This window comes from Deinococcus humi, from assembly GCF_014201875.1.
Classification (GTDB): Bacteria; Deinococcota; Deinococci; order Deinococcales; family Deinococcaceae; genus Deinococcus; species Deinococcus humi.
Map to the genome: position 1 here is coordinate 38186 of NZ_JACHFL010000019.1, position 24709 is coordinate 62894.

General features: G+C 63.1%; 25 protein-coding genes and 3 tRNA genes. 13 read left to right on the forward strand and 15 right to left on the reverse strand.

Annotated features, from left to right (window positions below; all coding sequences use genetic code 11):
* Window positions 1-42 precede the first annotated feature (42 nt).
* Window positions 43-1311, forward strand: a complete 1269-nt coding sequence (eno, locus tag HNQ08_RS22565) for a phosphopyruvate hydratase (protein ID WP_184137128.1) — start codon at window positions 43-45, stop codon at window positions 1309-1311.
* Between the two features lie 128 nt (window positions 1312-1439).
* Window positions 1440-2888 carry a pyruvate kinase gene (pyk, locus tag HNQ08_RS22570; RefSeq protein WP_184137130.1) on the forward strand — a complete coding sequence of 483 codons (1449 nt, stop codon included), beginning with the start codon at window positions 1440-1442 and terminating at the stop codon, window positions 2886-2888.
* 259 nt (window positions 2889-3147) lie between these two features.
* On the opposite strand, the gene tyrS is transcribed toward pyk, so the two are convergent.
* Window positions 3148-4401, reverse strand: coding sequence for a tyrosine--tRNA ligase (gene tyrS, locus HNQ08_RS22575; RefSeq protein ID WP_184137244.1), 1254 nt, complete (start codon window positions 4399-4401; stop codon window positions 3148-3150).
* A gap of 176 nt (window positions 4402-4577) precedes the next feature.
* Between tyrS and HNQ08_RS22580 the strand changes: the two genes are divergently transcribed.
* The 3 genes from HNQ08_RS22580 to HNQ08_RS22590 are packed head-to-tail and all read left to right on the forward strand — an operon-like array spanning window position 4578 to window position 6102.
* Complete coding sequence (locus HNQ08_RS22580; protein WP_229790183.1) at window positions 4578-5153, forward strand: MOSC domain-containing protein; 576 nt, start codon at window positions 4578-4580, stop codon at window positions 5151-5153.
* Entirely contained in the window at window positions 5153-5422 is a 270-nt protein-coding gene (locus HNQ08_RS22585) for a hypothetical protein (protein WP_184137134.1), read from the forward strand. The genes HNQ08_RS22580 and HNQ08_RS22585 overlap by 1 nt, the downstream gene beginning before the upstream one ends.
* Window positions 5419-6102 (forward strand): tRNA (adenine(22)-N(1))-methyltransferase TrmK, encoded by a 684-nt coding sequence (locus HNQ08_RS22590; protein ID WP_184137136.1) that lies wholly within the window; start codon window positions 5419-5421, stop codon window positions 6100-6102. Before HNQ08_RS22585 ends, HNQ08_RS22590 begins: the two co-directional genes overlap by 4 nt.
* A 381-nt stretch (window positions 6103-6483) precedes the next feature.
* Here HNQ08_RS22590 and rpoZ read toward each other — a convergent pair whose 3' ends face one another.
* Entirely contained in the window at window positions 6484-6783 is a 300-nt protein-coding gene (gene rpoZ, locus HNQ08_RS22595; RefSeq protein ID WP_184137138.1) for a DNA-directed RNA polymerase subunit omega, read from the reverse strand.
* Between the two features lie 175 nt (window positions 6784-6958).
* Window positions 6959-7684 (reverse strand): 50S ribosomal protein L25/general stress protein Ctc, encoded by a 726-nt coding sequence (locus tag HNQ08_RS22600; protein ID WP_184137141.1) that lies wholly within the window; start codon window positions 7682-7684, stop codon window positions 6959-6961.
* 288 nt (window positions 7685-7972) lie between these two features.
* On the opposite strand from HNQ08_RS22600, the gene efp reads away from it, so the two are divergent.
* From efp to HNQ08_RS22625, 5 genes are all read left to right on the forward strand, one after another.
* A complete protein-coding gene (gene efp, locus HNQ08_RS22605) occupies window positions 7973-8530 on the forward strand; it encodes an elongation factor P (RefSeq protein WP_184137143.1) in 558 nt (185 codons plus the stop codon).
* Window positions 8531-9106: 576 nt separating this feature from the next.
* A complete protein-coding gene (gene dnaK / locus HNQ08_RS22610) occupies window positions 9107-11008 on the forward strand; it encodes a molecular chaperone DnaK (RefSeq protein ID WP_184137145.1) in 1902 nt (633 codons plus the stop codon).
* A gap of 103 nt (window positions 11009-11111) precedes the next feature.
* Entirely contained in the window at window positions 11112-11807 is a 696-nt protein-coding gene (locus HNQ08_RS22615; RefSeq protein WP_229790182.1) for a nucleotide exchange factor GrpE, read from the forward strand.
* A 4-nt stretch (window positions 11808-11811) separates the two neighbouring features.
* A complete protein-coding gene (locus HNQ08_RS22620) occupies window positions 11812-12024 on the forward strand; it encodes a VF530 family protein (protein ID WP_184137147.1) in 213 nt (70 codons plus the stop codon).
* 70 nt (window positions 12025-12094) lie between these two features.
* A complete protein-coding gene (locus tag HNQ08_RS22625) occupies window positions 12095-13036 on the forward strand; it encodes a DnaJ C-terminal domain-containing protein (RefSeq protein WP_184137149.1) in 942 nt (313 codons plus the stop codon).
* A gap of 201 nt (window positions 13037-13237) precedes the next feature.
* On the opposite strand, the gene HNQ08_RS22630 is transcribed toward HNQ08_RS22625, so the two are convergent.
* The 6 genes from HNQ08_RS22630 to mqnP form a co-directional block, all read right to left on the reverse strand.
* Window positions 13238-14908, reverse strand: a complete 1671-nt coding sequence (locus HNQ08_RS22630) for an ATP-binding protein (protein WP_229790181.1) — start codon at window positions 14906-14908, stop codon at window positions 13238-13240.
* A gap of 70 nt (window positions 14909-14978) precedes the next feature.
* Entirely contained in the window at window positions 14979-15656 is a 678-nt protein-coding gene (locus tag HNQ08_RS22635) for a response regulator transcription factor (protein ID WP_010887388.1), read from the reverse strand.
* A 45-nt stretch (window positions 15657-15701) separates the two neighbouring features.
* Window positions 15702-16301 (reverse strand): adenylate/guanylate cyclase domain-containing protein, encoded by a 600-nt coding sequence (locus tag HNQ08_RS22640; protein WP_184137151.1) that lies wholly within the window; start codon window positions 16299-16301, stop codon window positions 15702-15704.
* A 116-nt stretch (window positions 16302-16417) separates the two neighbouring features.
* Window positions 16418-16849: a hypothetical protein gene (locus HNQ08_RS22645; protein WP_184137153.1), complete on the reverse strand. Its 432-nt coding sequence runs from the start codon at window positions 16847-16849 to the stop codon at window positions 16418-16420.
* Between the two features lie 71 nt (window positions 16850-16920).
* Window positions 16921-17226 carry a hypothetical protein gene (locus tag HNQ08_RS22650; protein ID WP_184137155.1) on the reverse strand — a complete coding sequence of 102 codons (306 nt, stop codon included), beginning with the start codon at window positions 17224-17226 and terminating at the stop codon, window positions 16921-16923.
* Complete coding sequence (mqnP, locus tag HNQ08_RS22655; protein ID WP_184137157.1) at window positions 17208-18092, reverse strand: menaquinone biosynthesis prenyltransferase MqnP; 885 nt, start codon at window positions 18090-18092, stop codon at window positions 17208-17210. The genes HNQ08_RS22650 and mqnP overlap by 19 nt, the downstream gene beginning before the upstream one ends.
* A gap of 93 nt (window positions 18093-18185) precedes the next feature.
* On the opposite strand from mqnP, the gene HNQ08_RS22660 reads away from it, so the two are divergent.
* From HNQ08_RS22660 to HNQ08_RS22670, 3 genes are all read left to right on the forward strand, one after another.
* Window positions 18186-18262 (forward strand) — tRNA-Pro (locus HNQ08_RS22660).
* A gap of 36 nt (window positions 18263-18298) precedes the next feature.
* A tRNA-Gly gene (locus HNQ08_RS22665) sits at window positions 18299-18372 on the forward strand.
* Window positions 18373-18436: 64 nt separating this feature from the next.
* Window positions 18437-18513 (forward strand) — tRNA-Arg (locus HNQ08_RS22670).
* Window positions 18514-18816: 303 nt separating this feature from the next.
* On the opposite strand, the gene HNQ08_RS22675 is transcribed toward HNQ08_RS22670, so the two are convergent.
* Genes HNQ08_RS22675 through HNQ08_RS22700 form a run of 6 tightly spaced genes read right to left on the reverse strand, consistent with a single transcriptional unit; the run spans window position 18817 to window position 24700 of the window.
* Window positions 18817-20247 (reverse strand): alkaline phosphatase family protein, encoded by a 1431-nt coding sequence (locus HNQ08_RS22675; RefSeq protein WP_184137159.1) that lies wholly within the window; start codon window positions 20245-20247, stop codon window positions 18817-18819.
* A 1-nt stretch (window position 20248) separates the two neighbouring features.
* On the reverse strand, window positions 20249-21127 hold the full coding sequence (locus HNQ08_RS22680; protein WP_184137161.1) for a UbiA family prenyltransferase: 879 nt from the start codon (window positions 21125-21127) through the stop codon (window positions 20249-20251).
* The gene (eboE, locus tag HNQ08_RS22685; protein WP_184137163.1) at window positions 21117-22316 is read right to left on the reverse strand and encodes a metabolite traffic protein EboE; all 1200 of its coding nucleotides are present in this window, start codon (window positions 22314-22316) and stop codon (window positions 21117-21119) included. Before eboE ends, HNQ08_RS22680 begins: the two co-directional genes overlap by 11 nt.
* A 1-nt stretch (window position 22317) precedes the next feature.
* Entirely contained in the window at window positions 22318-23148 is an 831-nt protein-coding gene (locus tag HNQ08_RS22690) for a TatD family hydrolase (RefSeq protein ID WP_184137165.1), read from the reverse strand.
* Entirely contained in the window at window positions 23145-23483 is a 339-nt protein-coding gene (locus tag HNQ08_RS22695; RefSeq protein ID WP_184137167.1) for a hypothetical protein, read from the reverse strand. The genes HNQ08_RS22690 and HNQ08_RS22695 overlap by 4 nt, the downstream gene beginning before the upstream one ends.
* Window positions 23480-24700 (reverse strand): 3-dehydroquinate synthase, encoded by a 1221-nt coding sequence (locus HNQ08_RS22700; RefSeq protein ID WP_184137169.1) that lies wholly within the window; start codon window positions 24698-24700, stop codon window positions 23480-23482. Before HNQ08_RS22700 ends, HNQ08_RS22695 begins: the two co-directional genes overlap by 4 nt.
* Window positions 24701-24709 lie beyond the last annotated feature (9 nt).

Here is a 24709-nt window from a genome sequence, read left to right on the forward strand (position 1 = left end):
TGGCTCAGGGCTGACGGGGGGTGACGTTCAGGAGGACTCGTCATGAACATTGAAAAAGTGATTGCCCGTGAAGTGCTCGACTCGCGCGGAAACCCCACCGTAGAAGCCGAGGTTCATCTGGACAGCGGTTATGTCGGCCACGCCATCGTGCCCAGCGGGGCCAGCACAGGCACACATGAGGCCCTGGAACTCCGTGACGGCGGCAGTCGCTACGGCGGCAAGGGCGTGCAGAAGGCCGTCAAGAACGTGAACGAGGCACTAGGACCTGCGGTGGTGGGTCTGGACGCCAGCGATCAGGGCGCAGTGGACGCGGCATTAATGGAACTGGACGGCACGCCCAACAAGGGCAATATGGGCGGCAACGCCATCCTGGCGGTCAGTCTGGCCACCAGCCGGGCCGCTGCCGAGGAACTGGGGGTGCCGTTGTACCGCTACCTGGGGGGCAGTAACGCCAAGACCCTGCCAGTGCCGATGATGAACGTGATCAACGGCGGTGCGCACGCCGACAACTCGGTGGACTTTCAAGAATTCATGGTGATGCCGGTGGGCGCACCCAGTTTCCGCGAAGCGCTGCGTTACGGGGCCGAGACCTTCCACAGCCTCAAAAAAGTGCTGAGCGGGCGTGGCTACAACACCAATGTGGGCGACGAGGGCGGTTTCGCGCCGGATCTGAAGAGCAATGAGGAAGCCCTGGAAGTCCTTTTGGAGGCTATCGAGAAGGCAGGGTATGAGGCAGGCAAGGACATCTGCATCGCGCTGGACCCAGCCGTCACCGAGCTGTACAAGGACGGTCAGTACCACCTGGAAAGTGAAGGCCGCGTGCTCTCCACCGCCGAGATGGTGGATTTCTGGGCCGATTGGGCCGATCGCTTCCCGATTGTCAGCATCGAGGACGGTCTGGCCGAGGACGACTGGGATGGCTGGCAGGCGCTGACGTCCAAAATTGGCGACCGGGTGCAACTGGTGGGCGACGATCTGTTCGTGACCAACCCTGAACGCCTGCAGCGCGGCATCGATACCGGGGTGGGCAATGCGATTCTGGTCAAAGTCAACCAGATCGGCAGCCTCACTGAGAGCATGGACGCCATCGAACTGGCCAAGCGCCACCATTACGGCACCATCATCAGCCACCGCAGCGGTGAGTCCGAAGATTCATTTATCGCCGATCTGGCCGTGGCCACGAATGCCGGGCAAATCAAAACCGGGAGTGCCAGCCGCTCGGACCGCATCGCCAAGTACAACCAGTTGCTGCGAATCGAGGACATGCTGGGTGACCGCGCCGTGTATCCGGGTCGCAAGGCACTCAGGTAAGGAGAAAACTCAGGCGGCGGGCGCTGGAAGACCGATGATCATTCCAGCCTTCGCCGCCTCTCCAGATGCAGATGGAATCACTTCCAGATAGACTGGTCTTTTGAGCTCCATCGATTATAAGGATAGCCATGAAACATTTTGATCGAGCCACCAAAATTGTCGCGACCGTCGGTCCGGCCAGTCGCAGTCCTGAAGTGCTGGGCCGCATGATGGACGCTGGTCTGAACGTCGTTCGCATGAACTTCAGCCACGGCGATCCCGAGGACCACCGCCAGACCTATTCCATGGTGCGCGAGCTGGCCGCCCAGAAAGGCATCACCGTGGGGATTCTGCAAGATCTCCAGGGACCGAAAATTCGTGTGGCCCGTTTTGCAGAAGGGTCAGTGACGCTGGCCGCAGGGGACCACTTCACCATCACGATGGACGATGTGGAAGGTGACGCCACACGCGTTTCCACCACCTACAAGAACTTGATTCGCGACGTGCATCCTGGCATGTCCCTGCTGCTCGACGACGGCAACATGGCCCTGCGTGTGGAGGGCGTGCGCGGCAACGACATCCTGACCAGCGTGGTCATTGGCGGGGTGCTGAAGAACAACAAGGGCATCAACGTTCCCGAAGCCGATCTGAGCGTGCCCGCCCTGTCCGATAAGGACGTGTCGGACATGGAATTCGGCGCGGAGCTGGGCGTGGACTGGGTGGCACTGAGCTTCGTACGCTCTCGCGATGATCTGCTGCTGGCGCGGCACTACCTGTCGCGCTTCGGCAGCCGCGCGAAGCTGATGGCGAAGATCGAGAAGCCGCAGGCCGTGGACCGTTTCGAGGACATCCTCAAGGAGGTCGACGGCATCATGGTGGCGCGCGGCGATCTGGGGGTGGAGATGCGCCCCGAGCAGGTGCCGACCATCCAGAAGCGATTGATCCGCCTGTGCCGCGAGGCCGGTAAGCCTGTCATTACCGCCACCCAGATGCTCGAAAGCATGATCAGCCTGCCGCGTCCCACCCGCGCCGAGGCCAGCGACGTGGCGAACGCCATCTACGACGGCACCGACGCTGTGATGCTGTCGGCGGAGTCGGCGGCGGGCCTGTACCCGGTGGAATCGGTGGCCATGATGGATCACATTGCCCGTGAGGCGGAGTCCAGCGAGCACTACAGCATGCTCCAGCGTCAGCTGGTGATCGACACCACCCTAGCCCAGGACTCGATTGCCAATTCGGCGTGTAACATCGGAGCCAAGCTGCGGGCCTCTGCCATCGTGGCCTTCACCAGCACGGGCGGCGCCGCCCTGCGGATCGCCAAGAATCGGCCTCCGGTGGCAATCCTGGCCCTGACCCCCAATGAGACCACCCGCAATCAGCTGGCCCTGTGCTGGGGCGTGGTGCCAGTTCTCAGCGAGGATCCGCGCAACACCGACGACATGGTGCGGATCGCCAACAAGGAACTGAAGAACAGTGGTCTGGCCGATGTGGGTGACCGTTATGTCATCACGGCAGGTGTGCCGTTCGGTGTTCAGGGCACCACCAATATGCTGCGCGTGGAGTCTCTGCGCGAGGCAGACGTGGTGTCGCAATTCTGAGCTGATCTTCCCCAGACGCCTGACTCGCCCGGACTGACGAATGTCACGGGCGAGTCAGCTTTTTTATCCACAGGCACAGGGTTCATCCACATGCACCCTGTGGATAAGTCCGGAACAGGAAAGGTTGTTTTCTATGTGCTATACGGCATTCCCGGAACAGAAAGTTATCCACATTGCCCTGTGCATAACTTTCTGTTCCGGACTGGCCTGGCCTGCCACGCAGGCGGCCCGTGAAGGTAGCGTAAAGACGTGAACCGGGTCAATCCCCCAGCACAAGGCGTGCGAATCGGTCCTTGCCCTTCTGAATGACGGCGCCGCCTTCTCCAGACAGGTCAGCCCTGGTCAACTGGCCTTGCGGATCGGTATAGGTCTCACCATTGAGCTTTAAACCCCGGTTCTGGATCAGCTTGCGGGCCGCACCGTTGCTGGGTTCCAGGCCCGCAAGCACGACAAGTTTTGCCATGCTGATCCGCTCTGAGTCCATGCTGTCGTTCAGCCCCGCCGCGACATTGACAGTTGGAATGTTGTCGGGGATGCCGCCCTTCGCCACGCTCTTGAACCTTTCCTCGGCGGCGTCCAGATCAGCGTCCGGGTAAAACCAGGCCACCACCTCGCGGGCCAGAGCGCGGTGGGCAGCCACCGGATGTCCGCTCAGCAGCTCTACAATCCGGGCCTTGGGGAGATCGGTCAGCAGGGTGAAGTAATTGTCCAGCAATGTGTCGGGCACCTTCATCAGCTTGGCGAACATCAGGTGCGGCTCATCGGTCAGGCCGATGTAGTTGTCCAGGCTCTTGGACATTTTCTCGGTTCCGTCCAGCCCCACCAGCAGCGGCAGGGTCATGACCACCTGCGCTTCTTGGTCGTAGTCCCGTTGCAGGGCGCGGCCCACCAGGTTGTTGAACAGCTGATCGGTGCCGCCCAGCTCGACGTCAGCTTCCAGGGCCACCGAGTCGTAGCCCTGCGTGACCGGGTAAAGCAGCTCGTGCAGGCTGATGGGGGTGCCGGCGCTCAGGCGTTTGGTGAAATCGTCGCGCTCCAGGATGCGGGCCACCGTGTACTTGCTGGTCAGTCGGATCACGTCGGCGTAGCCCATAGGTTCGAGCCACTCGCCGTTGTAGCGGATTTCCAGTACCTCGGGCTCGCCGCGCAGGATCAGGCGGCACTGTTCCAGGTAGCTCTGCGCGTTGGCGCGGGTTTCCTCCAGCGTCAGCGGCGGGCGTGTCTTGCTCTTGCCACTGGGGTCACCGATCATGGCCGTGAAATCGCCGATCAGCATGATGACCTGATGGCCCAGGTCCTGAAACTGGCGCATTTTGCGTAGGATGACCGCGTGGCCCAGGTGCAGGTCCGGGCGGGTGGGGTCCGCGCCCAGCTTCACGCGCAGTGGTTTGCCCGTTTCCACACTCTGGGCCAGCTTGCGGCGCAGATCGTCTTCCGTGACCAGATCAACCACGCCGCGTTTGAGAATTTCAATCTGCTCGTCGACAGGGACCTTCCGGCGAATCTCGTTCATGCTGTTCTGATTCATACTGACTCCATGCAAAAAGGCGGCGCACCCCACTGTGGCTGCCCCGCTCTCGGAATTCGGATTTCAGGCTAAGACTGACCTCCCACCGCTAGCGGCAGGATCGATATGCACGTCGGGTCAGACGCCTCATACCCGCCAGTGTAGCGGATAGCATGGCGGGCGTGAAGACCATTCAGCACTTGCGCACAACCTTTCCCCGTTCCGGACGGGTGGAGTGGCTGGGGCTGCGCCCGGCCCGCCACGTGACGCCCGTGCGCGTGTCCGAGGTGGAAGCGCACCCGCTCGTCGGTCTGATCGGGGATCACGGCAAGACGGCCCCCGCCCGTCTGACGGCGCTCTCCGGCAAACCCGATGTGACGCCCAGGCCGTCCACTCCGCCCCTTCCCGGTGGCCCCGGCAAACGGCAGGTGACGCTGATTCAGGCGGAACATTTGCCCGTGATCGCCACGCTGGCCGGATTGCAAGAGGCAACGCCGGAACTGTTGCGCCGCAATATCGTGGTTTCGGGTGTGCCTTTGCTGGCGCTCAAGGACGCCCGTTTTCAGATCGGTGAAGTGATTCTGGAGGGGACGGGCGAATGCCACCCTTGCTCCCGTATGGAGGAGAATCTGGGCGAAGGCGGCTACAACGCGGTTCGTGGTCACGGCGGCCTGACGGCTCGGGTGATTGTGGGCGGCGTGATCCGGGAGGGTGACGCAGTAACCGCGCTGTCCCCCGATGTGGCGAAGCAGGGTTGATGCCACGGGAGCCAGCAAATTCGATCTCGCGCACCCTGACCTTCAGTCGGGTTCTGTTCGGCGTGGAACAGGCCGACGCCCTGCTGGTGGGCATGGTCCTGCTGATCCTCAGCCCAGGCTTGCAGGCGCTGGAGTGGGCGGGCGACACCAGCTTCTCGAACGGCGGCCCAGCCATCGTCGCTCTGCTCCTGGCTATGGGTGTCTATAGCTCGGTGCAAGGCTGCCTGTATGGCCTTCCGGCCCCTGCCCGCTCGGAGGGTGGTAGATGACGATGCCTACCCTTGATGCCCGCTTGGAAGCGGTTCTAGGACTGATCTGCACCGACGTTCATGCCGACATCGGCAGCGACCATGCCCGCCTACCCGTCCGTCTGGTCCGGGAGGGCCGTGTGCGGCGCTGTATTGCAGTGGAACTCAATCCCGGTCCGCTGGAACAGGCGAGGCGCAGTGTGGCGCGTTCGAGACTCGAAGCCCAGATCGAGGTCCGAGAGGGCGACGGTTTCGGCCCTATTCTTCCCGGTGAAGTCGGCAGCGCCAGCCTGTGTGGCATGGGCGCGCACACCATCAGGCGCATTCTGGAGCGGGCAGGGGAGAGGTTGCCGTCTGTCTTGATCGTGCAGCCCAATGACTCTGCCCTGCTGTTGCGGCTGTGGGCGTGGGCAGCGGGTTATCACGTCTGTGCCGAGCACCTGATCGTCGGCTACTGGCCCTACCCGGTGCTGCGGTTGGATCGGGCCAGCGGCCCAGACCCGGCTTATGAGGGGCTGTCGCTGGACGCCGCTCTCAAGTACGGCCCACTGCTCCTGCGTGCGGGCGGAGAAGCGCTGGTCCAGCAAATCAGGGACGACATCGTGCGTTTGCAGAAAGTGGCTGCGCCGGGCCGCGAATCCTGGCAGGAACTGGAAACGGCGAAAACAGCGCTGGCGGCCACGAGCAGTGGCATAAAATAAAAAAGACCGCCTCTCGACGGTGATAGGAAAAAGATAGCGCAGTATTCGGCAGGCGTCAACTTTCTGCGGCCAGCCGAAAAAAAGCGTTCCACACCCAATTCTTGCGCATTTTGGATCGGAGGTGTGCATAACGCGATGTCCAGTGACTGAAAAATTCAGGCAATAAAAAAGCCGCCTTAATCGGCGGTGTTGATAAGAAATATAGCGTCGTACTCAGCTTTTGTCAATCGCATAAACCTGCAACAGAAAATTCTCGTGTACAACAGCGTCTTTTCAAGAATGATTGAGGATGACTCTGCATAATGGCTGGCCCGTCGTCTGTAAGTCAGAAGCGGCGCACAGGGACTCCCCGTTCGCCGCCTCTCCCACCAATTCCAGCTGTTATTCGCGTTCGCGCTCGCGTTCGGCGTTCAGCTGGGCCTGCAGCTGGGCCTGGCGCTGACGCACGTAATCCTGATGGAAACGGGACTCGTCCATCAGGTCCGTGCCCACCGTCAGCTGGCCGGTGGCCAGCTCTCGCATGGCCTGGGTGACCAGATTGCGGGTGCGGACCCGCTGCTCGACGGGCAACACGCTGGGCGCACCGGAGCGCAGTTGCAGGGCACGTTTGGCCGTCACAACGCTCAAGCGGTACTTGCTGTCGGTCATCGAAAGCAACTTGTCAATGTCTTTTTCCGCCATACTGTTCAAACCTCCAATTCAAGGCCGTACCGCTCGCCCCTTTAACCCCTCAGCTTAACCCCTGAGCGCGGGCAAGAGGGGAAGTCAGCTTTCAAAATCCGCCTTCCAAACCCAGCCGCCGCAAAGGCCGGAAGTCTCCACCTCTGGAAACCCCGGCCTGAACGATTGAAATGGCTTAGGACTGCTCTTCTTCGCTGCTGGTGTCTTCCGTTGCCGCGTCCTCGTTTGCTGCCGGAACGGCATCGGCCTTGGCTTCTTCCAGCGTGGCCTCGCCTTCCAGCACGGCGGCGGCAGCTTCCTCGGTCAGTTCGCCCGAAGCAACCAGACCGGCAACCTGAGCAGCCTGGGTTTCGGCCTCGGCTTCCTCGGCGGTCATGCGCGGTGGCAGGACGCTCACCACGACCTGATCTGCATCCACAGCCAGCTTGACGCCCTCGGGCAGGGTGATCTGCCCAGCGGTCACGTGGTCACCGATTTGAAGCTTGCTCACGTCCACCACAAGCTCCTGGGGGATGCGGCGTGGGCCGGGGGCAATGATGGCCAGATTGTGAATCACGATGTCCAGCAGACCGCCCATGATCTCGCCCTGGCTCTTGCCCTTGGTGTGGACAGGCACGGAGACCTCAATAGCCTCGCCGTAGGTGACCATATAGAAGTCCACGTGGATCGGGACGCGGCGGCGCTTGTCCATCTGCACGGTCTTGACCAGTGCGGGGAAGGTTTCCTGGCCTTCTACCGTGATGTCGTACAGGCCGGTGGTGCTGGTCTGGCGGAAGGCCCGGTCAAAGGTCTTGCGGTCCAGGGTGAAGGAGACGTTGTGCTCCTTGTTGTAGGCGACGGCGGGGATCATGCCTTCAGCCAGCTTTTCCTGGCTCTTGCGGGGCTTTGCGTTCAGTTCCATGTGCGTAGGTCTCCTTGGCGCGTTCCGTCTTCTGCTCCCCGCCGCACATCGGCCACGCGGGGCCGGGGGCGGGGGTGAACGGGCAACCCTGGCAGCATAGCAAACCCGGGCGTGGCAGGGGAAGGGTTACTCGCATGATTTGGGTTCGTTCTGCTAAACTTGCGGGCGGCACCGGGAGGCTCCCACCTGAACGCCCGTCTCCGAGACGGCAAAGGGCTGAGGCGGCCCCGGTTGGCACAGTGTCTGAAGCGGGTTTGACCACCCCTTTAGATCTTCAAGGAGCTAAAGATGATCAGCGTTACCGAACTGAGAAACGGCACCAAGGTGGAGATGGACGGCGGACTGTGGGAGTGCCTGGACTACTCGCACCTGAAGATGGGACGCGGCGGCGCGAAAGTCGTCACCAAATTCCGCAACATGGAATCCGGCAGCATCGTTGACCGCACCTTCAACAGCACCGAAAAGCTGCAGGACATCTACGTTGAAGGTAAGACGATGCAGTACCTGTACAAGGACGGCAACGACTACATGTTCATGGACATGGAAACCTTTGAGCAGGTCACGCTGCCTCCCAGCCTGGTGGGCGACGCCTCCAAGTTCATGAAGGAGAACACCGAGGTTGAGGTCGCCATGTACGGTGACAAGGCCCTGAGCATCACCCTGCCTAATCAGGTCATCCTGAAGATCGTGGAAACCGATCCCGGCTTGCGCGGCGATACAGCTTCTGGCGGTACCAAGCCTGCCAAGCTGGAGACCGGCGCCACCGTGCAGGTCCCCCTCTTTGTGGAACAGGACACCGAAGTGAAGGTGGACACCCGCACCGGCCAGTACCTCAGCCGCGCTTAAGGCCTCCTGATGTTGCCGCCTCTGCCCGTTATGGGTGGGGGCGGTTTTCTTGTTGGGGAGCGAATTGGTGGCGAGCGTTTTCACGGTGGGAAGTGCTGAGTCTGCTGGGCTGGTAGACGCATCAAAAGTTCAGGACTTGGGCGATATCGTGCTCAAGGGTGATCAGATTTCAGTTGCTCCGGACGCCTGCGCTCGGGCGGCATTTCGTTCAAGGCTCTGAGTCAAAAAGCCCAAGTGCACTGCATGATGAAGACGGTAAGTCTAGCTTCGCGCCATGCTGTGGCCGTGCGGCATCAGGCTGAGTCCATCATGCTGGCGGGTCTGCAAGCCATTTAGACAGCATTAGCTCGCCTCGCCTCCGTACGCCGACCGGCGTGTCGATCCCTATTAACATTTGGTGCAAAAAGTCCCGCTGGGAAATTCTTTTCCTGATTACGTCCTTCAGTTTCCCTTGAACTTGAGCGTATAACACTCAAGTCTATTGACTCTAGCGAACTGTAGCGTTATGCTGTTCGGAGTTTCAGAACTGTTGCCCGTGTGGCTGCAGAATCTTATTTCACTCAAGGAGTCAAACACATGGCTAAAGCTGTTGGGATCGACCTGGGTACCACCAATTCCGTTATCGCTGTCATGGAGGGCGGACGCCCCGAAGTGATCGTGAATTCTGAGGGCGCGCGCACCACACCGTCCGTTGTGGCTTACAAAGGGGACGAGCGCCTTGTGGGTCAGATTGCGCGCCGCCAAGCTGCGTTGAATCCCGCTGCCACCCTGTTTGAAGTCAAGCGCTTTATCGGCCGCCGCTGGGATGAGGTTAAGGAAGAGGCGGCCCGTAGCCCCTTTAACGTCAAGGAAGGCGAGGGCGGCTCGGTCCGCATTGAAGTGAACGGCAAGGATTACGCCCCCGAGCAGGTAAGTGCCGAGGTGCTGCGCAAGTTGGTGAGCGATGCCAGCGCCAAGCTGGGCCAGAAGATCACGGACGCCGTGATCACTGTGCCTGCGTACTTCGACAATTCGCAGCGTGAAGCCACCAAGCAGGCCGGAGAAATCGCGGGCCTGAACGTGCTGCGCGTGATCAACGAGCCCACGGCTGCCGCTTTGGCCTACGGTCTGGAGCGCAAGGGTAACGAGACCGTTCTGGTCTTCGACCTGGGGGGTGGTACCTTCGACGTGACCATCCTGGAACTGGGCGATGGCGTGTTCGAGGTGAAATCCACCGCCGGGGACACTCATCTGGGCGGTGCGGATTTTGACCACCGCATCGTGGACTGGCTGGCCGACGAGTTCAACAAGGAGCACAACTTCGATCTGCGTAAGGACAAGCAGGCCTTGCAGCGTCTGATCGAGGCTGCTGAGAAAGCCAAGATCGAACTGTCCAACGCCTCCGAGACCTCGATCTCCCTGCCCTTTATCACCTTCGATCCAGAAACGCGCACCCCCATGCACTTGGAACGCACGCTGACCCGCGCCAAGTTTGAGGAGCTGACCGCCGATTTGCTGCGCCGTGTGCGCCAGCCCGTCGAGCAGGCCCTCAAGGACGCCAAGCTGGATGCTGGCAAGATTGACGAGGTGATCCTGGTGGGCGGCTCCACCCGTATCCCCGCCGTTAAGCGCATCGTGCAGGAGCTGATCGGTAAGACGCCCAACGAATCGGTCAACCCCGATGAGGCCGTTGCGCTCGGCGCCGCCGTGCAGGCAGGCATCATTCAGGGCGACTCCAGCCTGGGCGATATCGTGCTGGTGGACGTGACCCCGCTAACGCTGGGTGTGGAGGTCAAGGGCGGCATGATCGCGCCGATGATCACCCGCAATACCACCGTCCCTGCCAAGAAAACCGAGATCTACACCACCGCTGAGAACAATCAGCCCGGCGTAGAGATCAACGTGCTGCAGGGTGAGCGCCCGATGGCCAACGATAACAAGAGCCTGGGCCGCTTCAAGCTCGAAGGCATTCCGCCCATGCCCGCCGGACGCCCGCAGATCGAGGTGACCTTCGACATCGATGCCAACGGCATCCTGCACGTGACCGCCAAGGAAAAGAACAGCGGTAAGGAAGCCAGCATCCGCATCGAGAACACCACCACGCTTGATAAGAGCGACGTGGAGAAGATGGTCAGGGAAGCCGAGGAAAACGCCGTGGCCGACAAGCAGCGTCGCGAGAAGGTCGAGAAGCGCAACAACCTCGACGGCCTGCGGGTTCAGGCCCTGGGCCAGATCGACGAAAACGCCTCGGCCCCGCAGGAGGCCAAGGACAAGCTCAAGGCTGCTGCCGACCAGGCCGAGGAAGCCGTCCGCAGTGACGACGACACCCAGATTGCGGACGCCCAGAAGCGTCTGGAAGAGGAACTGCGCGAGTTCATGACTGCCAACCAGAACGCGGCCCAGGCTCAGCCTGAGGGTCAGGACGGCGGCGTGAATATGGGTAAAGACAGGGCCGAAGACGACGACGTGATTGACGCGGATTTCAAGCCCGCGCCCTAACGTCCATCCCTAGAGCCACCCAGCAGGGAGAGGACGGCCCACCCGGCCTCCTCTCCCCGTTTTCATGAGAATTCACCGCCAGAAAATTTCCTATGCTGGTGCGATGTTTAGAAAGCGAGGTACCCCCGTGACCGACAACGACATGAAAAACGGCAAGCCCAATCCGGAGGCTGAGGCCGAGACCACCGAGAACCTCAAGTTCACCCCCGCCCGTGAGGGCGAGCAGACCATTGACGCGGACAGCGACATCATGGACGCCGAACTGCTGGGTGAAGACGGCGAGGACGGCGACTTCAGCGGCTTTCCCGGCATGGATGAGGGCATGATGGCCCAGGTGCAGGAGATGATGGGCAAGCTGGAGCGCGTGGACGAACTGGAGAAGGAAAATGCCGATCTGCGCTTCCGGCTGGGCCGTCTGGCCGCCGACTTTGACGGTTACCGCAACCGCACCGGGCAGGATCTCGACGCTGCCGAGGACAAGGGCATTTCTAAGGCCGCCGAACAACTGATGCCCGTCTACGACGATCTGGAACGCGCCGTGACCATGGGTTCCGAAGACCCCGCCAAACTGATTCCCGGCGTCAAGGCCGTGCAAAGCAAGGTGCTGGCGATCTTCTCCAAGCTGGGTCTGGAACAGACGGCCCAGGAGGGTGAACACTTCGATCCCCAGTGGCATGAGGCCCTTCAGGTGGTTCCCGGCGACGAGGACGACAAGATTGTCCAGGTCTTTCAGGCGGGCTTCCGCATGGGTGACCGGCTGGTGCGCCCAGCGCGTGTCGTCGTGAGCCGCAAGGGTTGAGCGCATGACCTCCAGCGATCCCCTCCACGGCGTCACCTTGCAGCTCATGCTGGAGCGGCTGCACGACGCCTACGGCTGGGAAGGGCTGGCCCGCCGCGTGCCGATCAACTGCTTTTCATCCAACCCTAGCATCCAGAGCAGCCTTAAATTCCTGCGCCGCACTCCCTGGGCGCGGGCCAAGGTGGAGGGGCTGTATCTGGAACTGGTGAGCGTCTGAGGGCTGGATAAGTCGCTTCTGACGCTCGAAGGTTGGGCTCTTTAGGACACTCCCCCGCCAAGGAGGCGCGATGGCTTACAAAGATTACTACGACGTGCTGGGCGTCTCCCGTGGAGCGTCCGATGCGGACATCAAGGCCGCGTACCGCAAGCTGGCCAAGCAGTATCACCCCGACAAGAACGCCGGGGACGAGAAGGCCGCTGACCGCTTTAAGGAAATCGGCGAGGCGTACGCCGTTTTGAACGATCCTGAAAAGCGTAAGGTCTATGACCAGTTCGGCCACACCGGGCAGGTGCCGCCTGGCTACGGCGACATGGGCGGTGGCTTCCAGGGGGGCGACTTCGCTGGATTCGATCCGGGACAGTTCAGCGACTTCTTCCAGGGCTTGTTCGGTCAGACAGCGCGCGGCCGCGCCAGTGCCGGGGGTATGGGAGGCTTGGGTGGCGGCTTTCCCGGCGGGGGCGGGCAGCAGGTCAACCTCGAAGACCTGCTTGGCGGCCTGGGCGGTGCGGGTCAGGGGCGGCGCTTCGTGCAGAACGTGGAAGGTGAGTTGCAGGTAACGCTGGAAGAGGCTTTTGCGGGCAGCGACGAGGTCATCAACGTGGACGGCAAGCGCCTGAGTTTGCGTGTTCCAGCCGGCACCCGCGACGGCGCCCGCCTGCGTCTTGCCGGACAGGGGCCGGGAGGCGGCGACGTCCTGCTGACCATTCGGGTGCTGGAAGACGCCCGCTTCGATCTGGACGGCGATCATCTGACCACGACCGCCGACGTACCCGCCCCGGTGGCGGCACTGGGCGGCGACATCAGCGTGCAGACCCTGAGTGGACGCGGCAACCTGAGTATTCCCCCCGGCAGCAGTGGAGGCCGCCGCATGCGACTGCGCGGTCAGGGCTGGCCCAAAAAGGACGGCACGCGCGGTGATCTGTACGTGCGGCTGAATGTGACTGTTCCGTCCGCGCCCACCGATGAGGAAAAGGAGCTGTACCGCAAATTGCGCGAGTTGCAGAAGTAGCTCTCGATCTCACTCGAGATTTCAAGACCCCTCGCCCACTTGGGTTGAGGGGTCTTTGCATAAGTTGCATGGCCACGCTGGGGCCTATTTTCTAGCGTCTTCACAAGGAAGGCAATTCACCCTCAGGCGCTATATAGAGCGTAAATGGGGCAGAGCGGAATACAGCAGACCTCACCGCTCAAGATCTCTCGTTCACACCATCTACGGCACGTCATCGTCATCTAGGATGGGCACATCGCCCACGGGTAACTGCACATGAGCCGTCGTCCCCTGGCCGACCTCGCTTTCCAGCCAGATGCGGCCCTCGTGCGCCTCCACGATGCCGCGCGCGATGCTCAGGCCCAGGCCCGCGCCGCCCACGTCACGGCTGCGACTGTCTTCCAGACGGTAGAAGCGGTCGAACAGACGGTCGAGTTGATCGGCAGGAATGCCGGGGCCATCATCCCTCACGCTCAGGCGGACTTCAGTGCCATCCTTCTCAGGGCGGCTGCTCAGGGTGATGGTACGCGCCCCGGCCTTGAGGGCGTTGCTGACCAGATTGATGATGACCTGCTTGAGCCGGTCCGCGTCGCCCTCGAAGGTCACCTCCTGCCCAGTCACCGTCAGAGCCGTGCCCTGGGCCTGTGCCAGCGGCATCAGCTCGCGGGCGATCTCATTCAGAAACAGGCCCGATAGAATCGGATCGCGGGCCATCACCAGCGCGCCGCTGTCTGAGCGAGCCAATTGCAGCAGGCTGGCGATCAGGTTGGTCAACCGTTCGGACTCGCTGCGAATGATCTTGAGGCTTTCCTGCTGCTGTTCGTCCGGACTGGTGCGCCGCAGCAGGTAGCTGGCATGCCCACTGATCGCGGTAACAGGTGTCCGCAATTCGTGACTCGCGTCGCTGGTGAAGCGCCGCTGCGCCTCAAAGCTGTCCTCCAGGCGGGCCAGCATATTGTTGAGTGCCCCCGCGAGCGCCTGTACCTCGTCGCCCGTTTCGGGCTCGGGAACACGCTCGGTCAGGTTCTGCCCGCCGATGCCCTCGGCGGCACGCTGCACCAGTCCGAGCGGCTGTAGCGCCCGTCCGGCCAGCAGGTACGCGCCGACGCCCGCTGTGATCAGTCCAGCCAGAAAAAGCAGCAGGATGACCGTCCGCAGATCCGCCAGCGTGTGCTGGATGTCTTTCAGACTGCGCCCCACATATACGATAGTCAATGTGTCGTTGCTGCCTGGCAAGCCCAGGGGCGAGGGTTGTAAGGCCAGTGGAGCCAGGCGCACCAGCACACGCATGGGCGCGAATTCGTTGCTATATGCATCCTTGATATTTTGATCAATCAGCAGCTGACCGTCCGGCGAGCGGATCAGTTCGGTCAATTGGGCCTCAGACAGGGTAATCGGAGCGTCGCGGTCAATCCCGGCTGAATCACGGCTCTCGTTCCGCAGCAGAGTGAGAGTGTCCAGCAGGCTCCGGCGCGCCTCTGGCGTATCTGCCTGTGCCAGCCTGCTGGTCAGTCCTGGCAGGTCATAGAACGACAACTGCTCGATCTGAAGTGCATAGTTGGGAAATTGATAACGGGCGCTGCGCAAGTCCCCCGCCGCGTCCCGGTTGATGTTGTTGGAGGGCGTCAGGCCCAAGGAAGGCAGAACCTGCACGAACCGGCTGTAAGTGTCGCTCAGGTCGCGGTTAACGCTGGTGATCAGGTTGTTGCGCATGATGACCAGCGTGGTCACGGCCACCGTGGTCAGCAGGACGGCCAGCAGCGCGGTATAGAACAGGGTCAGCCGCCAGCGCAGAGTGGTGTGGCGGCCCCGTGACCGCTGCCTGGGCGTCCCGGTCACCGGGTGGCGTCCGGCGGCCCCGGCGAGTTGACGTGGCAACAGACGGACCCTCACGCCCAGCAGTGTAGCGGTCTAGCGTGAGGGTCAGGGTGATGGGTCTTGGACGTGCAGGGGATAGACGCAGCTACTCCTCGCGCAGCACGTACCCCACACCGCGTACGGTGTGAATCAGTCGCCTCTCGCCACCCTCCTCCAACTTGCGGCGCAGATAGCCGATATACACGTCGACCACATTGCTGCCTCCGGTGTACTCGGGCCAGACCTTTTCCTCGATTTCGAAGCGCGAGAACACTTTCCCAGGATTGCGCGCCAGCAGTTCCAGCAACTCGAATTCCTTAGCTGACAGCTCTACCCGTCGGCCCCCCCGGAAGATCTCGCGCCCGTCGAGGTTCATAACCAGATCGGCCACCCGCACCTCGCCTGTTACCGCCGGATTGACCCGGCGCAGGTGGGCGCGCACCCGGGCCAGCAATTCCTCAATCGAGAAGGGCTTAATCAGATAGTCATCCGCCCCTGAGTCGAGCCCCTCTACCTTGTCCTGAATGCCGTCTTTAGCCGTAAGGATGATGATCGGAGTATTGCTGGTTTTGCGGATGCGCCGCGCGACCTCTAAACCGTCCAGAACGGGGAGCATCAGATCCAGAATAACAAGATCGGGGTTGACTTCGCGGAATTTAGACAGGCCGGTTACGCCATCAAAGGCCACCTCGGTGGCATATCCCTCAGCGGCCAGCTCAAGCTCGATAAAACGGGCAATGTCTTTCTCATCCTCTATGACGAGGACCAACGGCTTACGTTCCATGCGGTCAGTCTAGGGAGCGTTCTCATGAGAAGACGCGATTGGTGCTTAACTGACTTTCATCCGGGTCTGAGGATGTGTGGCGTCTCGCAGAGTCAGGCGGTGGACTCGACAATCTGGACCAAAACCCCGCAGGGTCAGCGCTTCACACGGTGGTTTCACCATGTCCGCGCCGAGCTGTTCAACCGTCGCAGCACAGGCCAGGGTCTCACCGGAACGGGCCGCGTCACACAGTCGCCGGGCGTAATTGACCGGCAGTCCATAAGCGCTGGGCTGCCCACCTACGGGACCGACGATCACATCACCCAGCGCCACCCCTGCCCGCAACTTCAGCGCAGCGCCCAGGAGACCGGCCAGCCCCAATCGCGCGGCGCGGGCGTGGGCCTCTAAGGCCACCTGGCAGGCGTCGGCCGCTCTGACGGCAGGCCAGTACCCCAGCACCGCATCTCCCTGATGTTGCAGCACAATGCCGCCGCGCGCCTCGAAACTCAGGATCATGACCTGCACGAATTCGGTCATCAGCGCCATGTAGTGCGTCAGCGGAAGCGTCTGGGCCAAGCTGGTGCTGCCCGTAAGGTCGACCAGCACCACGCAGACGGGCGTGGCCTGCAGCGGCTCGGCAGAGAGGGGCAGCAGCAGCTCTGGCATGAGAGACCCCTATTCTGATCCTTTTTTCTGTGAAATGAAAGGTATATGTGGATCAGCTTCAGACATCCCAGGGTTTTGAGAGCCTGTAATCTAGACAGATCTTTGCTTGTGGTCTTTCACGGAATGATGAAACCGTGTAGCGGGGGGAGCGTTTTGAAAGTCACCCACTGGCCCACGGTGACTGGGGGCAGAGCCTCGAAGGCCGCCAACACCAGCGGCAGCCGCGCCTGCACAACCCAGGTCTGCCCCAGGACATGTGTGACCTGTCCGCGCCCGTCCAGGGCCGACACCCCCTGTACGTTCAGAGCCTCGCCGCGCTCCGGCGACACGAGTTCCACCGATCCTGGGTCCAGAACGCCGTGGACCACCACCGACGCCTGACCAGGCGCCGCCGCGTAGGGACCGCTGCGGTCAAACAGGTACAGGACCCGGCCTCCGGCCACAAACTCCAGGAGCGGACTGCCCTCCGGCTGCGGGTAGATCAGGCCCTGTGCGGCGTAGGGCGCAAAACGTGCCGCGAAGTCCCGCTCTGAGCTTTCGAGCGTCATCCCTCCTCCAGGCCCAGACCGCTTCCACAGCGGGGGGAACAGGGAAGGGCGGCGGAGGTCATGAACGGATTCTAGCGGACAGAGCGATGTTCCAATTCCAGTCGGCTTTCCAGCCACAGAAGGGTAGGCCGCGCTACTCCCACGGCCAGCCGGTCCAGCAATCCGTCCGCCCGCTCCAGCGCAAAGGTCCCTTCCACCTCGCGCAGAAGATGAATCAGGACCAGGCCGTGCAGGCGCTCCAACACGGCCCATTCCCAGCTGTCCGCTGTTTGAAGCTCGCGGGCGCGGGACAGTAGCGTCAGTGCCCGCCGCTCGTCACCGTCCGCGAACGCCTGCGCCGCTTCCAGCGGAATCAGTCTCAGGTCAGGGTGCGCCACGTCACGTCCACGATCACCCCGGCCAGCATGGTCAGCGCCAGCCACATGTTGGCGTCGAAGAAGGCCACATTGACCCGGCCCAGATCATCCGGATTGACGATGCGGTGCTCGTAGAGCAGGATCGCGCCCATCGCTCCGGCAGCCAGGTAATACCAGACGCTGGCCCCGGCAACCACGCCCACCAGCAGCAGCAGGCCAAAGGTCAGGGCGTGGCTGGCGGCGGCAATCTTCAGGGCGCGGGGGATGCCGAAACGTGCCGGGATACTCTTGATGCCGTTCTTCACGTCGAAATCTCTGTCCAGGGTCGCATAGATAACGTCCAGACCGATCATCCAGAAGACCACGACCACCCATAGCACCCAAGCTGTAGGGGCAAAATGACCGGTCACGGCGACGTAACCTCCCGCCGCTGCTGCGCCGTCCGTGACCCCGAGCCACGCGTGACATAGCCACGTGAACCGCTTGGTGTAGGGGTAGCCGATCAGAAAAATGACTGCCAGAGGCAACAGGGCCAGGCATAGCGGATTGAGTTGCGCTGCCGCGAAAGCCATGACGATGAGGCTGACCGCCACCAGCGCCCACGCCTGGGCCGGACTGACCTTGCCCGCCGGAACCTCGCGCCCCGCGGTGCGCGGATTGCGGGCGTCAATGGCCCGGTCGATCACGCGATTGGCCCCCATCGCTGCCGTGCGGGCTGCCGCCATCGCCACAGTGACCCAGACCACCACTCCCAGGCCAGGCCAGCCTGTGGCGTTGTGGGTCATGCTCGCCAGCAACATTCCTGCATACGCGAAGGGGAGAGCGAACACGGTATGCTCGAATTTCACCAGATCCAGGTAGGTTTTCAATCGCGGGGCCACGCTCATGCCTGGGCAGCATACGCCGAATGGCTAAGATGAGGCACCGCACACGCGACATTTGCCCGTAACTTTGCTATAGTGCCGCCTGCGCGTGAGTGTCGAGGCGTAGCGCAGGCTGGTAGCGCACTTGGTTTGGGACCAAGGGGTCGCAGGTTCGAATCCTGTCGCCTCGACCATTATGTTCTCCGTTTCCCAGCGGAGGCGCGCAGTGGGCGGGATTGGTGTAGTGGTAGCACAGCAGCCTTCCAAGCTTCTGGCCTCGGTTCGAATCCGTGATCCCGCTCCAGACCTTATGAAGGCTCCCCCCGCGGGAGCTTTTGCCCTTTAGAGTCCTGAAATGCGTTCGGTCTGCACCCTTAGCTCAGTTGGATAGAGCAACCGCCTTCTAAGCGGTCGGTCAATGGTTCGAGTCCATTAGGGTGCACCACAATTAAGCTGTGCTGGACAGTTGGTGAGCAGGCGGGTACTATCCGCCTGCTCACTTTTTTGCCACTTAGCTACCCTGACGACCTGAGATAAATATCCATTCCAACTGAGGTCAGAGAGGGCGGCCAATTTATTCACTGTTGGGGTCGTTGAACTTATCACTATAGGCCGCCCAGTGTCCGCCTTCCCCTCATTTGTGCCCGAGGAATCACGATACTGGGCCATGAAATCGCTGTAAATGATCTCCTGGTAACCGGTGTGGGTCCTGTTCGTTCCCTGGAGTCGGCACGCCCCCGGTTCAGACTCAGGTAGGAAGCCGCTCGCCCACACCCAGGTGGGCCAGAATCGCTGAGTAGACGTCGGTGGCTTCCAGGGGACGGTCAGGCAGCAGATCGCGGCGGGAAGTGATTAACAGCGGGCCGGCGGCGGGATCCTCGCCCACCCGTCCGTGGGTGCCCCGCACGAGCGCGGCGTCGAAGCCAATCACATTGAGCAGGTAACGGAAGCCGAGTTTCTTCTTCACGAGGGCCACTGCTGCGTTGAGTTTGGCTGGGCTGTGCGGGTCCATGAACAGCTCCACCGGGTCGTAGCCCGGCTTACGGTGGATGTCGACGGTCCGTGCGTAGTCGGGGGCCACGGCGTCGTCGAGCCAGTAGTAGTACGTGAACCATGCTCCACGCTCGGCCACCACCACGAAATCCCCCGCGCGTTCATGGTCGAGGTGATGCTGCGCCCGGCTCTCGCCCTCCAGCACCTCGGCCACGCCGGGCAGCGCGTGAAGCAGCGCACGAACCTCCTCCAGCCGCTCAGAAGCGTTCACGTAGACATGGGCGACCTGATGATCCGCCACAGCAAAGGCGTCGCTCGCACCTGCGTCCAGCAGTTCGCGCCCGACCTCACGGCGCACGCTGATCAACCCGGCCTCCCGCAGCGCGCGGTTGATATGAACCGGTCGCCACGCCCGCTCGATGCCGTACTCGGACACAACCATGACCTGCACACCCCGGCGTTCGTAATGGTCGATCAGGTCCCCGGCCACCCCGTCAATCTCTGCGAACTGCCTGGCCAGGGCGGCAGCGTCCGGGCCGTGCTGTTGCAGGCCGTAATCCAGGTGCGGGAGGTACACCAGATTCAGGGTTGGCTCGTAGCGCTCGTCGATGTACTTGGCAGCCTCGGCAATCCAGGCGCTGGAGGTGATGTTGGCGTTGGGCCCCCAGTAACTGAACAGCGGGAAGGTGCCCAGCTTCGCCTGCAACTCGTCGCGCAGCTCCTGCGGCTGGGTGTAGCAGTCGGGCAGTTTGCGCCCGTCGGCGGGGTACATGGGCCGGGGCGTGACTGTGTAATCCGCGCTGGAGTACATGTTGTACCACCAGCCGATGTTGGCGACGGTGGCGCTGGGATCGTGGGCGCGCAGGGTGTCCCACAGCTTGGGGCTCTGGATCAGGTGGTTGGACTGCCGCCAGAACTTGACCTCGCGCTCGTCCTTGAAAAACCAGCCGTTGCCGACGATGCCATGGGTCGACGGCCACTCGCCGGTCAGGTAGGTGGCCTGAACCGAGCAGGTTACGGCGGGCAGCATGGGCGCGACAGGGGTGACCTGACCGCGCTCCGCGAAAGCCCGCAGGCGGGGCAGGTGCTCCAGCAGGTCAGGGGTCAGGCCGACGACGTCGATCACGGCCAGTCGTGCAGGCTGGACGGGTGAGGAAGGACTGGGTGTGTTCTGGTGAGGGGTCATGTCAGGTTCCTTTGATGTGCTGCTGCCACCACAGGGTCAGCAGAAACGCGGCGTAGGCCAGGGGCAGCCAGGCCCACGCCCCGGCGGCGGCCAGAATGGTGGCGTCGAGCAGGCACATGCCCGCGATCATCTTGCCGACGGACGTACCGATGTTGCGGCGCGGTCCGTAGACGTGGCCCAGGCTGTGGATGATCCACGCGGCCAGCCCCAGCGCCGCGAGCCAGACCGGCCACGCGAAGCCGCCCAGCACGGCGTAAGCCACCGGCGCGGCGACCAGTGCCACCGGCCAGTAGCGCGCCCCCCAGCTCTGAGGGCGTTGCGGACGGCCCTCGGTCTTGGCGACGTAGGTCAGGCCCGCCGTGTACGCGGCCAGCAGCAGTGCCCAGACCGTCACGGCCACACCTGGCACAGGGGTGACCGCCAGCGCTGCCGTCAGATACACCAGGGCGCGGGTGGCCCCCATCAGGACCGGGCTCAGGGGATTGGTCTTGTGCCACACGTCGTAAAGCACGATTAAAGCGGCCAGAACCACGCCGCCCAGCGGGGCACGGCCCCCCGCAAGCAGCAACAGGGCAAAACCCGCCGCGAACAGCAGGGCCGTGACCCCCCACGCCTCGCCCAGCGCAATCAATCCGGACGGCAGAGGGCGCTCAGGCCGCTCGCGGCGGTCAATCTGGAGATCAAGCAGATCGTTGAGGTACATGCCCGCCGTATAGAACAGCGTCATGCCGAGGGCCGCAGGCAGCGCCTGGCCCCCGGTGCCACCAACCAGGGCCACCCCCGCCAGCGCGTTGGTCACCACTGTGGGCGAGTTCGAGATGCGGGCCAGCGACAGGTGCCCGCGCAGGCGGGCCGGCCACGACGTGGCGCTAGAGGACACCCTGCACCCATTCCAGCTCGCGTGCGATGGACTCATCCAGGGGCCGCTTGAGGTCCGGCGGCAGCACGTCCCAGGTGTAGGTCTCGACCTCCAGGTGTCGCCCGGTCAACCCCGGGCGCAGCAGTTCCAGGCAGGTCAGCAGGGCCGGCTGCGTGGAGCCGAAGGCTCCAGCCTGTTCCAGGAAGACCGGCACGTGGAAATGCACCCGCCACTCGGTCACGTCGGGGTGGTGGAGGTCAGCCAGGGCTGGCGGGAGATCCGGGTACTGAATCAGTGCGCCGCTCCGCGTGCGGGCGACCACCTGATGCAGGTAGGTGCCCTCGGCAAATGGAGCCAGGGCCGCCCCAAGGACGTCGCGGTCGCCCGCTCCTTCCGGCAGCGTCAGCCGCAGCGCGGAGCTGAGCTGAATTTTTCCAACCTGTAGACCGGCCTCGCGGTACAGGGCCAGCACCTCGTCTGGCTCCTCATACATCACGGCCACGTGGCACACGTCGAAGCACACCTGAAAGTGGTCGCGCAAATGGGCGCGGGCCTCTTCCGCGTCTCCCCCCAGCCGCGCCGCCAGAAGGTTTGCGCCGCGCGTCAGCAGATGGTCCTGATAAAAGGCCGCCAGATCCGCGCTGCGTTGCAGCAGGCCGTCCGGCTCGGGCTCCATGTCCAGATGGATGAACACGCCGCTGGACTGGCGCAGGCGCACCAGCGCCTCGATCACCTGAATCACGTGGTCGGTCAGGGTGGCCCAGGTCTCCGGGTCCTCAGCATCCACCCAGGCGGCGTAGCTCAGCGGGCTGGTGCTGATGCTGCCTTCCAACCCCTCCGGGAGCAGGGCCGCGAGAATCTGCACGAGACGCAGGGTGTAGGCCACCCGCTCCGGGTGTCGCCAGTCCGGTGCGTGGACCTGCGCCTTGACGGCCTGCCCGTGGAAGGGGCCGTAGGGAAAGCCGTTCAGGGTGAAGACGTACAGCCCGCGCTCGTCGAGAAAGGCCCGGAAGTCGCTCAGGGCTGAGCCCTGCAGCAGTTCCACGCTTTCCTGGCCAGAGAGGCGCAGGCCCACCCCGAAAGGAGCCTCTGGCGAAAGGCGGGCGCGCAGGGGCACCGTGTACTCGTCCAAACTGTTCCGCACGCCTTCCAGACCGCTGGCCGGGTGGATGTTGGTGCAGTACGTCAGGTGGGCGCCGTGAACGAGCACCCTACCTCCCGGCCAGCGCCGTTTCGGGCCGGGGAGCAACGAATTTTGGCGACTGGCCCAGAAACCGCTGCGGGTTGTCCAGCACGATCTTGCGGATGGTGGCCTCGTCGTGCCCGCGGCGGCGGGCCTCGAAGATGAATTCTGGTACGGCCAGCGGCTGGCTGGGGCCCCAGTCGCAGGCCGAGGCCACAATCAGGCGCTCGGAGCCGTACATCTCGATCATGTCGATGGCCCGTGCCGGCGAGGCCTTGGTTTTGGGATACAGCGTGATGCCGGTCCAGAAACCGTGCGCCAGGATCAGCTCAGCGGTGTGTTCCTCGGCGTGGTCGATCATCACGCGGCCCGGCTCGATGCGTGGGTCGGCGGCCAGAGCCTCGATCATCACGCGGGTGCCCTTGTACTTGTCTTCCAGGTGCGGCGTGTGGATGTGAATCAGCTGGTGGTGTTCCAGCGCGAGTTCTACATGATCGAGAAAGGTCGCCATCTCGTTGCGGGTCACGCGGTTCAGGCCGATCTCCCCGATGCCCAGCACGGTCGGGCGCTCCAGGAAGGCCGGGATGAGCTTCAGGACCTGCCGGGTCAGCTCACGGTCCTCTCCCTCCTTAGGATTTAGACACAGCCAGGCGTAGTGCGCGATGCCGTACTCACGCGCCCGCGCCGGCTCGAAGGTGGTCAAGTGGTCGAAGTAGTCGGCAAATGCTTCCGGCCCCAGCCGGTCACGCCCAGACCAGAAGGCGGGCTCGGTCACGGCCAGGCAGCCGCTCAGGGCCATGGCGTGGTAGTCGTCGGTGGTCCGCGAGATCATGTGGGCGTGCATGTCGATGTAATTCACTGTTCGGCCTCGCTGTCCAGGGAATGGGGTCCTGCTTCCCGCTGGGGCGCACCGAAAGCGCTTTGCGAACCACGCAGGTCGAGCAGCGTCAGGTCCTGATCGCTCAGGCGCATCTGGGCGCGGACCACCCGGCCCGATTCCGGCGAGACGAGTTCGTGTAGCGCCCCGCGCAAGGCCGTCAGGCGAAAGTCGTCGCTCGCCTGCGCCGCGTCCTGGGCGCGTTCCAGACGGTCCAGAAAGGCGGCGATGGCAAGCAGATGGGCGCGGTGTTCCATAAAGGACAGGTCAAGCAGTTGTGCCTGGGTCAGCAGGCAGGTTTCGGCGTGGACGTTCACAGGGCTCCTTGGGGGTCAAGCAGGGCCGGACTGGGGACATGGCCCTGGGCCTGCACGTCGTCCAGCAGGGCGATGGCGCGGCGCAGGAGGTCGTGATCCATCTCGTGCACCTCGATGGGGCTGGCAATGCCAGTCAGCAGGGGAATGGTGAGACGCCCGCCCAGATGCTCGCGGAACTCGTTCAGGCCGCTCAGCACCGAGCCGGGGTCCTGGGCGTCCTGCGCGCCGGACCCCATTTCGGGCACATGCACGGCCAGCCGCAGCGTCCGCAGGACAGCCAGGATGCGTCGCCACTCGGTCTCGGGCAGCAGACCGCTCAGCGCCGCGTAGGTGCAGTCCAGGGCGACCCCTGCCGCGACAGCCTCGCCGTGGCGCAGGCGGTAGCCGCTCAGGCTTTCGAGCTTGTGCGCCGCCCAGTGCCCGAAATCCAGCGGGCGCGACGATCCGCGTTCAAAGGGATCGCCGCTTCCGGCAATGTGCTCCAGGTGCAGCTGTGCGCAGCGGTACACGGCGTAATCCATGGCCTCGCGGTCACGCGCCGCCAGGGCCGCCGCATTCGTCTCCAGCCATCCGAAGAAGGCTGCGTCTTTAAGCAGCGCCACTTTCAGAGCCTCGCTCAGGCCACCCAGCCAGTCGCGGTCCTCCAGCGTGGTCAAGAAAGCCCGGTCGTTCAACACGGCGTATGGCGGGGCAAAGGTGCCCAGCCAGTTCTTCTTGCCGAAAGCGTTGACGCTGTTCTTGACGCCCACGGCCGAGTCGTTCTGTGACAGCACGGTGGTTGGCACGCGCACCAGCCGCACGCCCCGGTGCGCGGTCGCGGCGGCGTAGCCCACCATGTCCAGCACTGCGCCGCCGCCCACCGCAACCACGTAGGCGTGCCGGTCGACACCGTGCGTGTTGATCGCTTCATGTACGCGCTCGACCTGCTTGGGATCGCTTTTACACCGTTCCCCTCCCGGCACCGCCAGTGGCGGCGCGACCAGACACAGGTCTGGGTGCGCGGCGAAGTAGGCCTGGATCTGGGCCTCAAGGCCAGGAAAGGCCGCCAGCACACCGTCGTCCACCACACACAGTACCCGGGGCACCTGATCGCTAGCGGGACGGTTCCCGCTCAGGGTGTCGTCCAGCAGCGAATGCTGAGGGTCAAAGAGGTGCTCGGTGAAGTGCACCGGGTAGGTGAAGGTGACGGGCACGACCTGCATGATCGTCGGGTTCATGGGGCTCTT

What these genes read in the sequence shown, in the direction of transcription:
- HNQ08_RS22590 (WP_184137136.1), top strand. Translation starts at nt 5,419, where the DNA reads ATGACGATGCCTACCCTTGATGCCCGCTTGGAAGCGGTTCTAGGACTG.
- HNQ08_RS22615 (WP_229790182.1), top strand. Translation starts at nt 11,112, where the DNA reads ATGTTTAGAAAGCGAGGTACCCCCGTGACCGACAACGACATGAAAAAC.
- HNQ08_RS22645 (WP_184137153.1), bottom strand. Translation starts at nt 16,849, where the DNA reads ATGACGCTCGAAAGCTCAGAGCGGGACTTCGCGGCACGTTTTGCGCCC.
- HNQ08_RS22675 (WP_184137159.1), bottom strand. Translation starts at nt 20,247, where the DNA reads ATGACCCCTCACCAGAACACACCCAGTCCTTCCTCACCCGTCCAGCCT.
- eno (WP_184137128.1), top strand. Translation starts at nt 43, where the DNA reads ATGAACATTGAAAAAGTGATTGCCCGTGAAGTGCTCGACTCGCGCGGA.
- tyrS (WP_184137244.1), bottom strand. Translation starts at nt 4,401, where the DNA reads ATGAACGAGATTCGCCGGAAGGTCCCTGTCGACGAGCAGATTGAAATT.
- HNQ08_RS22585 (WP_184137134.1), top strand. Translation starts at nt 5,153, where the DNA reads ATGCCACGGGAGCCAGCAAATTCGATCTCGCGCACCCTGACCTTCAGT.
- HNQ08_RS22620 (WP_184137147.1), top strand. Translation starts at nt 11,812, where the DNA reads ATGACCTCCAGCGATCCCCTCCACGGCGTCACCTTGCAGCTCATGCTG.
- rpoZ (WP_184137138.1), bottom strand. Translation starts at nt 6,783, where the DNA reads ATGGCGGAAAAAGACATTGACAAGTTGCTTTCGATGACCGACAGCAAG.
- efp (WP_184137143.1), top strand. Translation starts at nt 7,973, where the DNA reads ATGATCAGCGTTACCGAACTGAGAAACGGCACCAAGGTGGAGATGGAC.
- dnaK (WP_184137145.1), top strand. Translation starts at nt 9,107, where the DNA reads ATGGCTAAAGCTGTTGGGATCGACCTGGGTACCACCAATTCCGTTATC.
- HNQ08_RS22700 (WP_184137169.1), bottom strand. Translation starts at nt 24,700, where the DNA reads ATGAACCCGACGATCATGCAGGTCGTGCCCGTCACCTTCACCTACCCG.
- pyk (WP_184137130.1), top strand. Translation starts at nt 1,440, where the DNA reads ATGAAACATTTTGATCGAGCCACCAAAATTGTCGCGACCGTCGGTCCG.
- HNQ08_RS22640 (WP_184137151.1), bottom strand. Translation starts at nt 16,301, where the DNA reads ATGCCAGAGCTGCTGCTGCCCCTCTCTGCCGAGCCGCTGCAGGCCACG.
- HNQ08_RS22625 (WP_184137149.1), top strand. Translation starts at nt 12,095, where the DNA reads ATGGCTTACAAAGATTACTACGACGTGCTGGGCGTCTCCCGTGGAGCG.
- HNQ08_RS22600 (WP_184137141.1), bottom strand. Translation starts at nt 7,684, where the DNA reads ATGGAACTGAACGCAAAGCCCCGCAAGAGCCAGGAAAAGCTGGCTGAA.
- HNQ08_RS22635 (WP_010887388.1), bottom strand. Translation starts at nt 15,656, where the DNA reads ATGGAACGTAAGCCGTTGGTCCTCGTCATAGAGGATGAGAAAGACATT.
- mqnP (WP_184137157.1), bottom strand. Translation starts at nt 18,092, where the DNA reads ATGAGCGTGGCCCCGCGATTGAAAACCTACCTGGATCTGGTGAAATTC.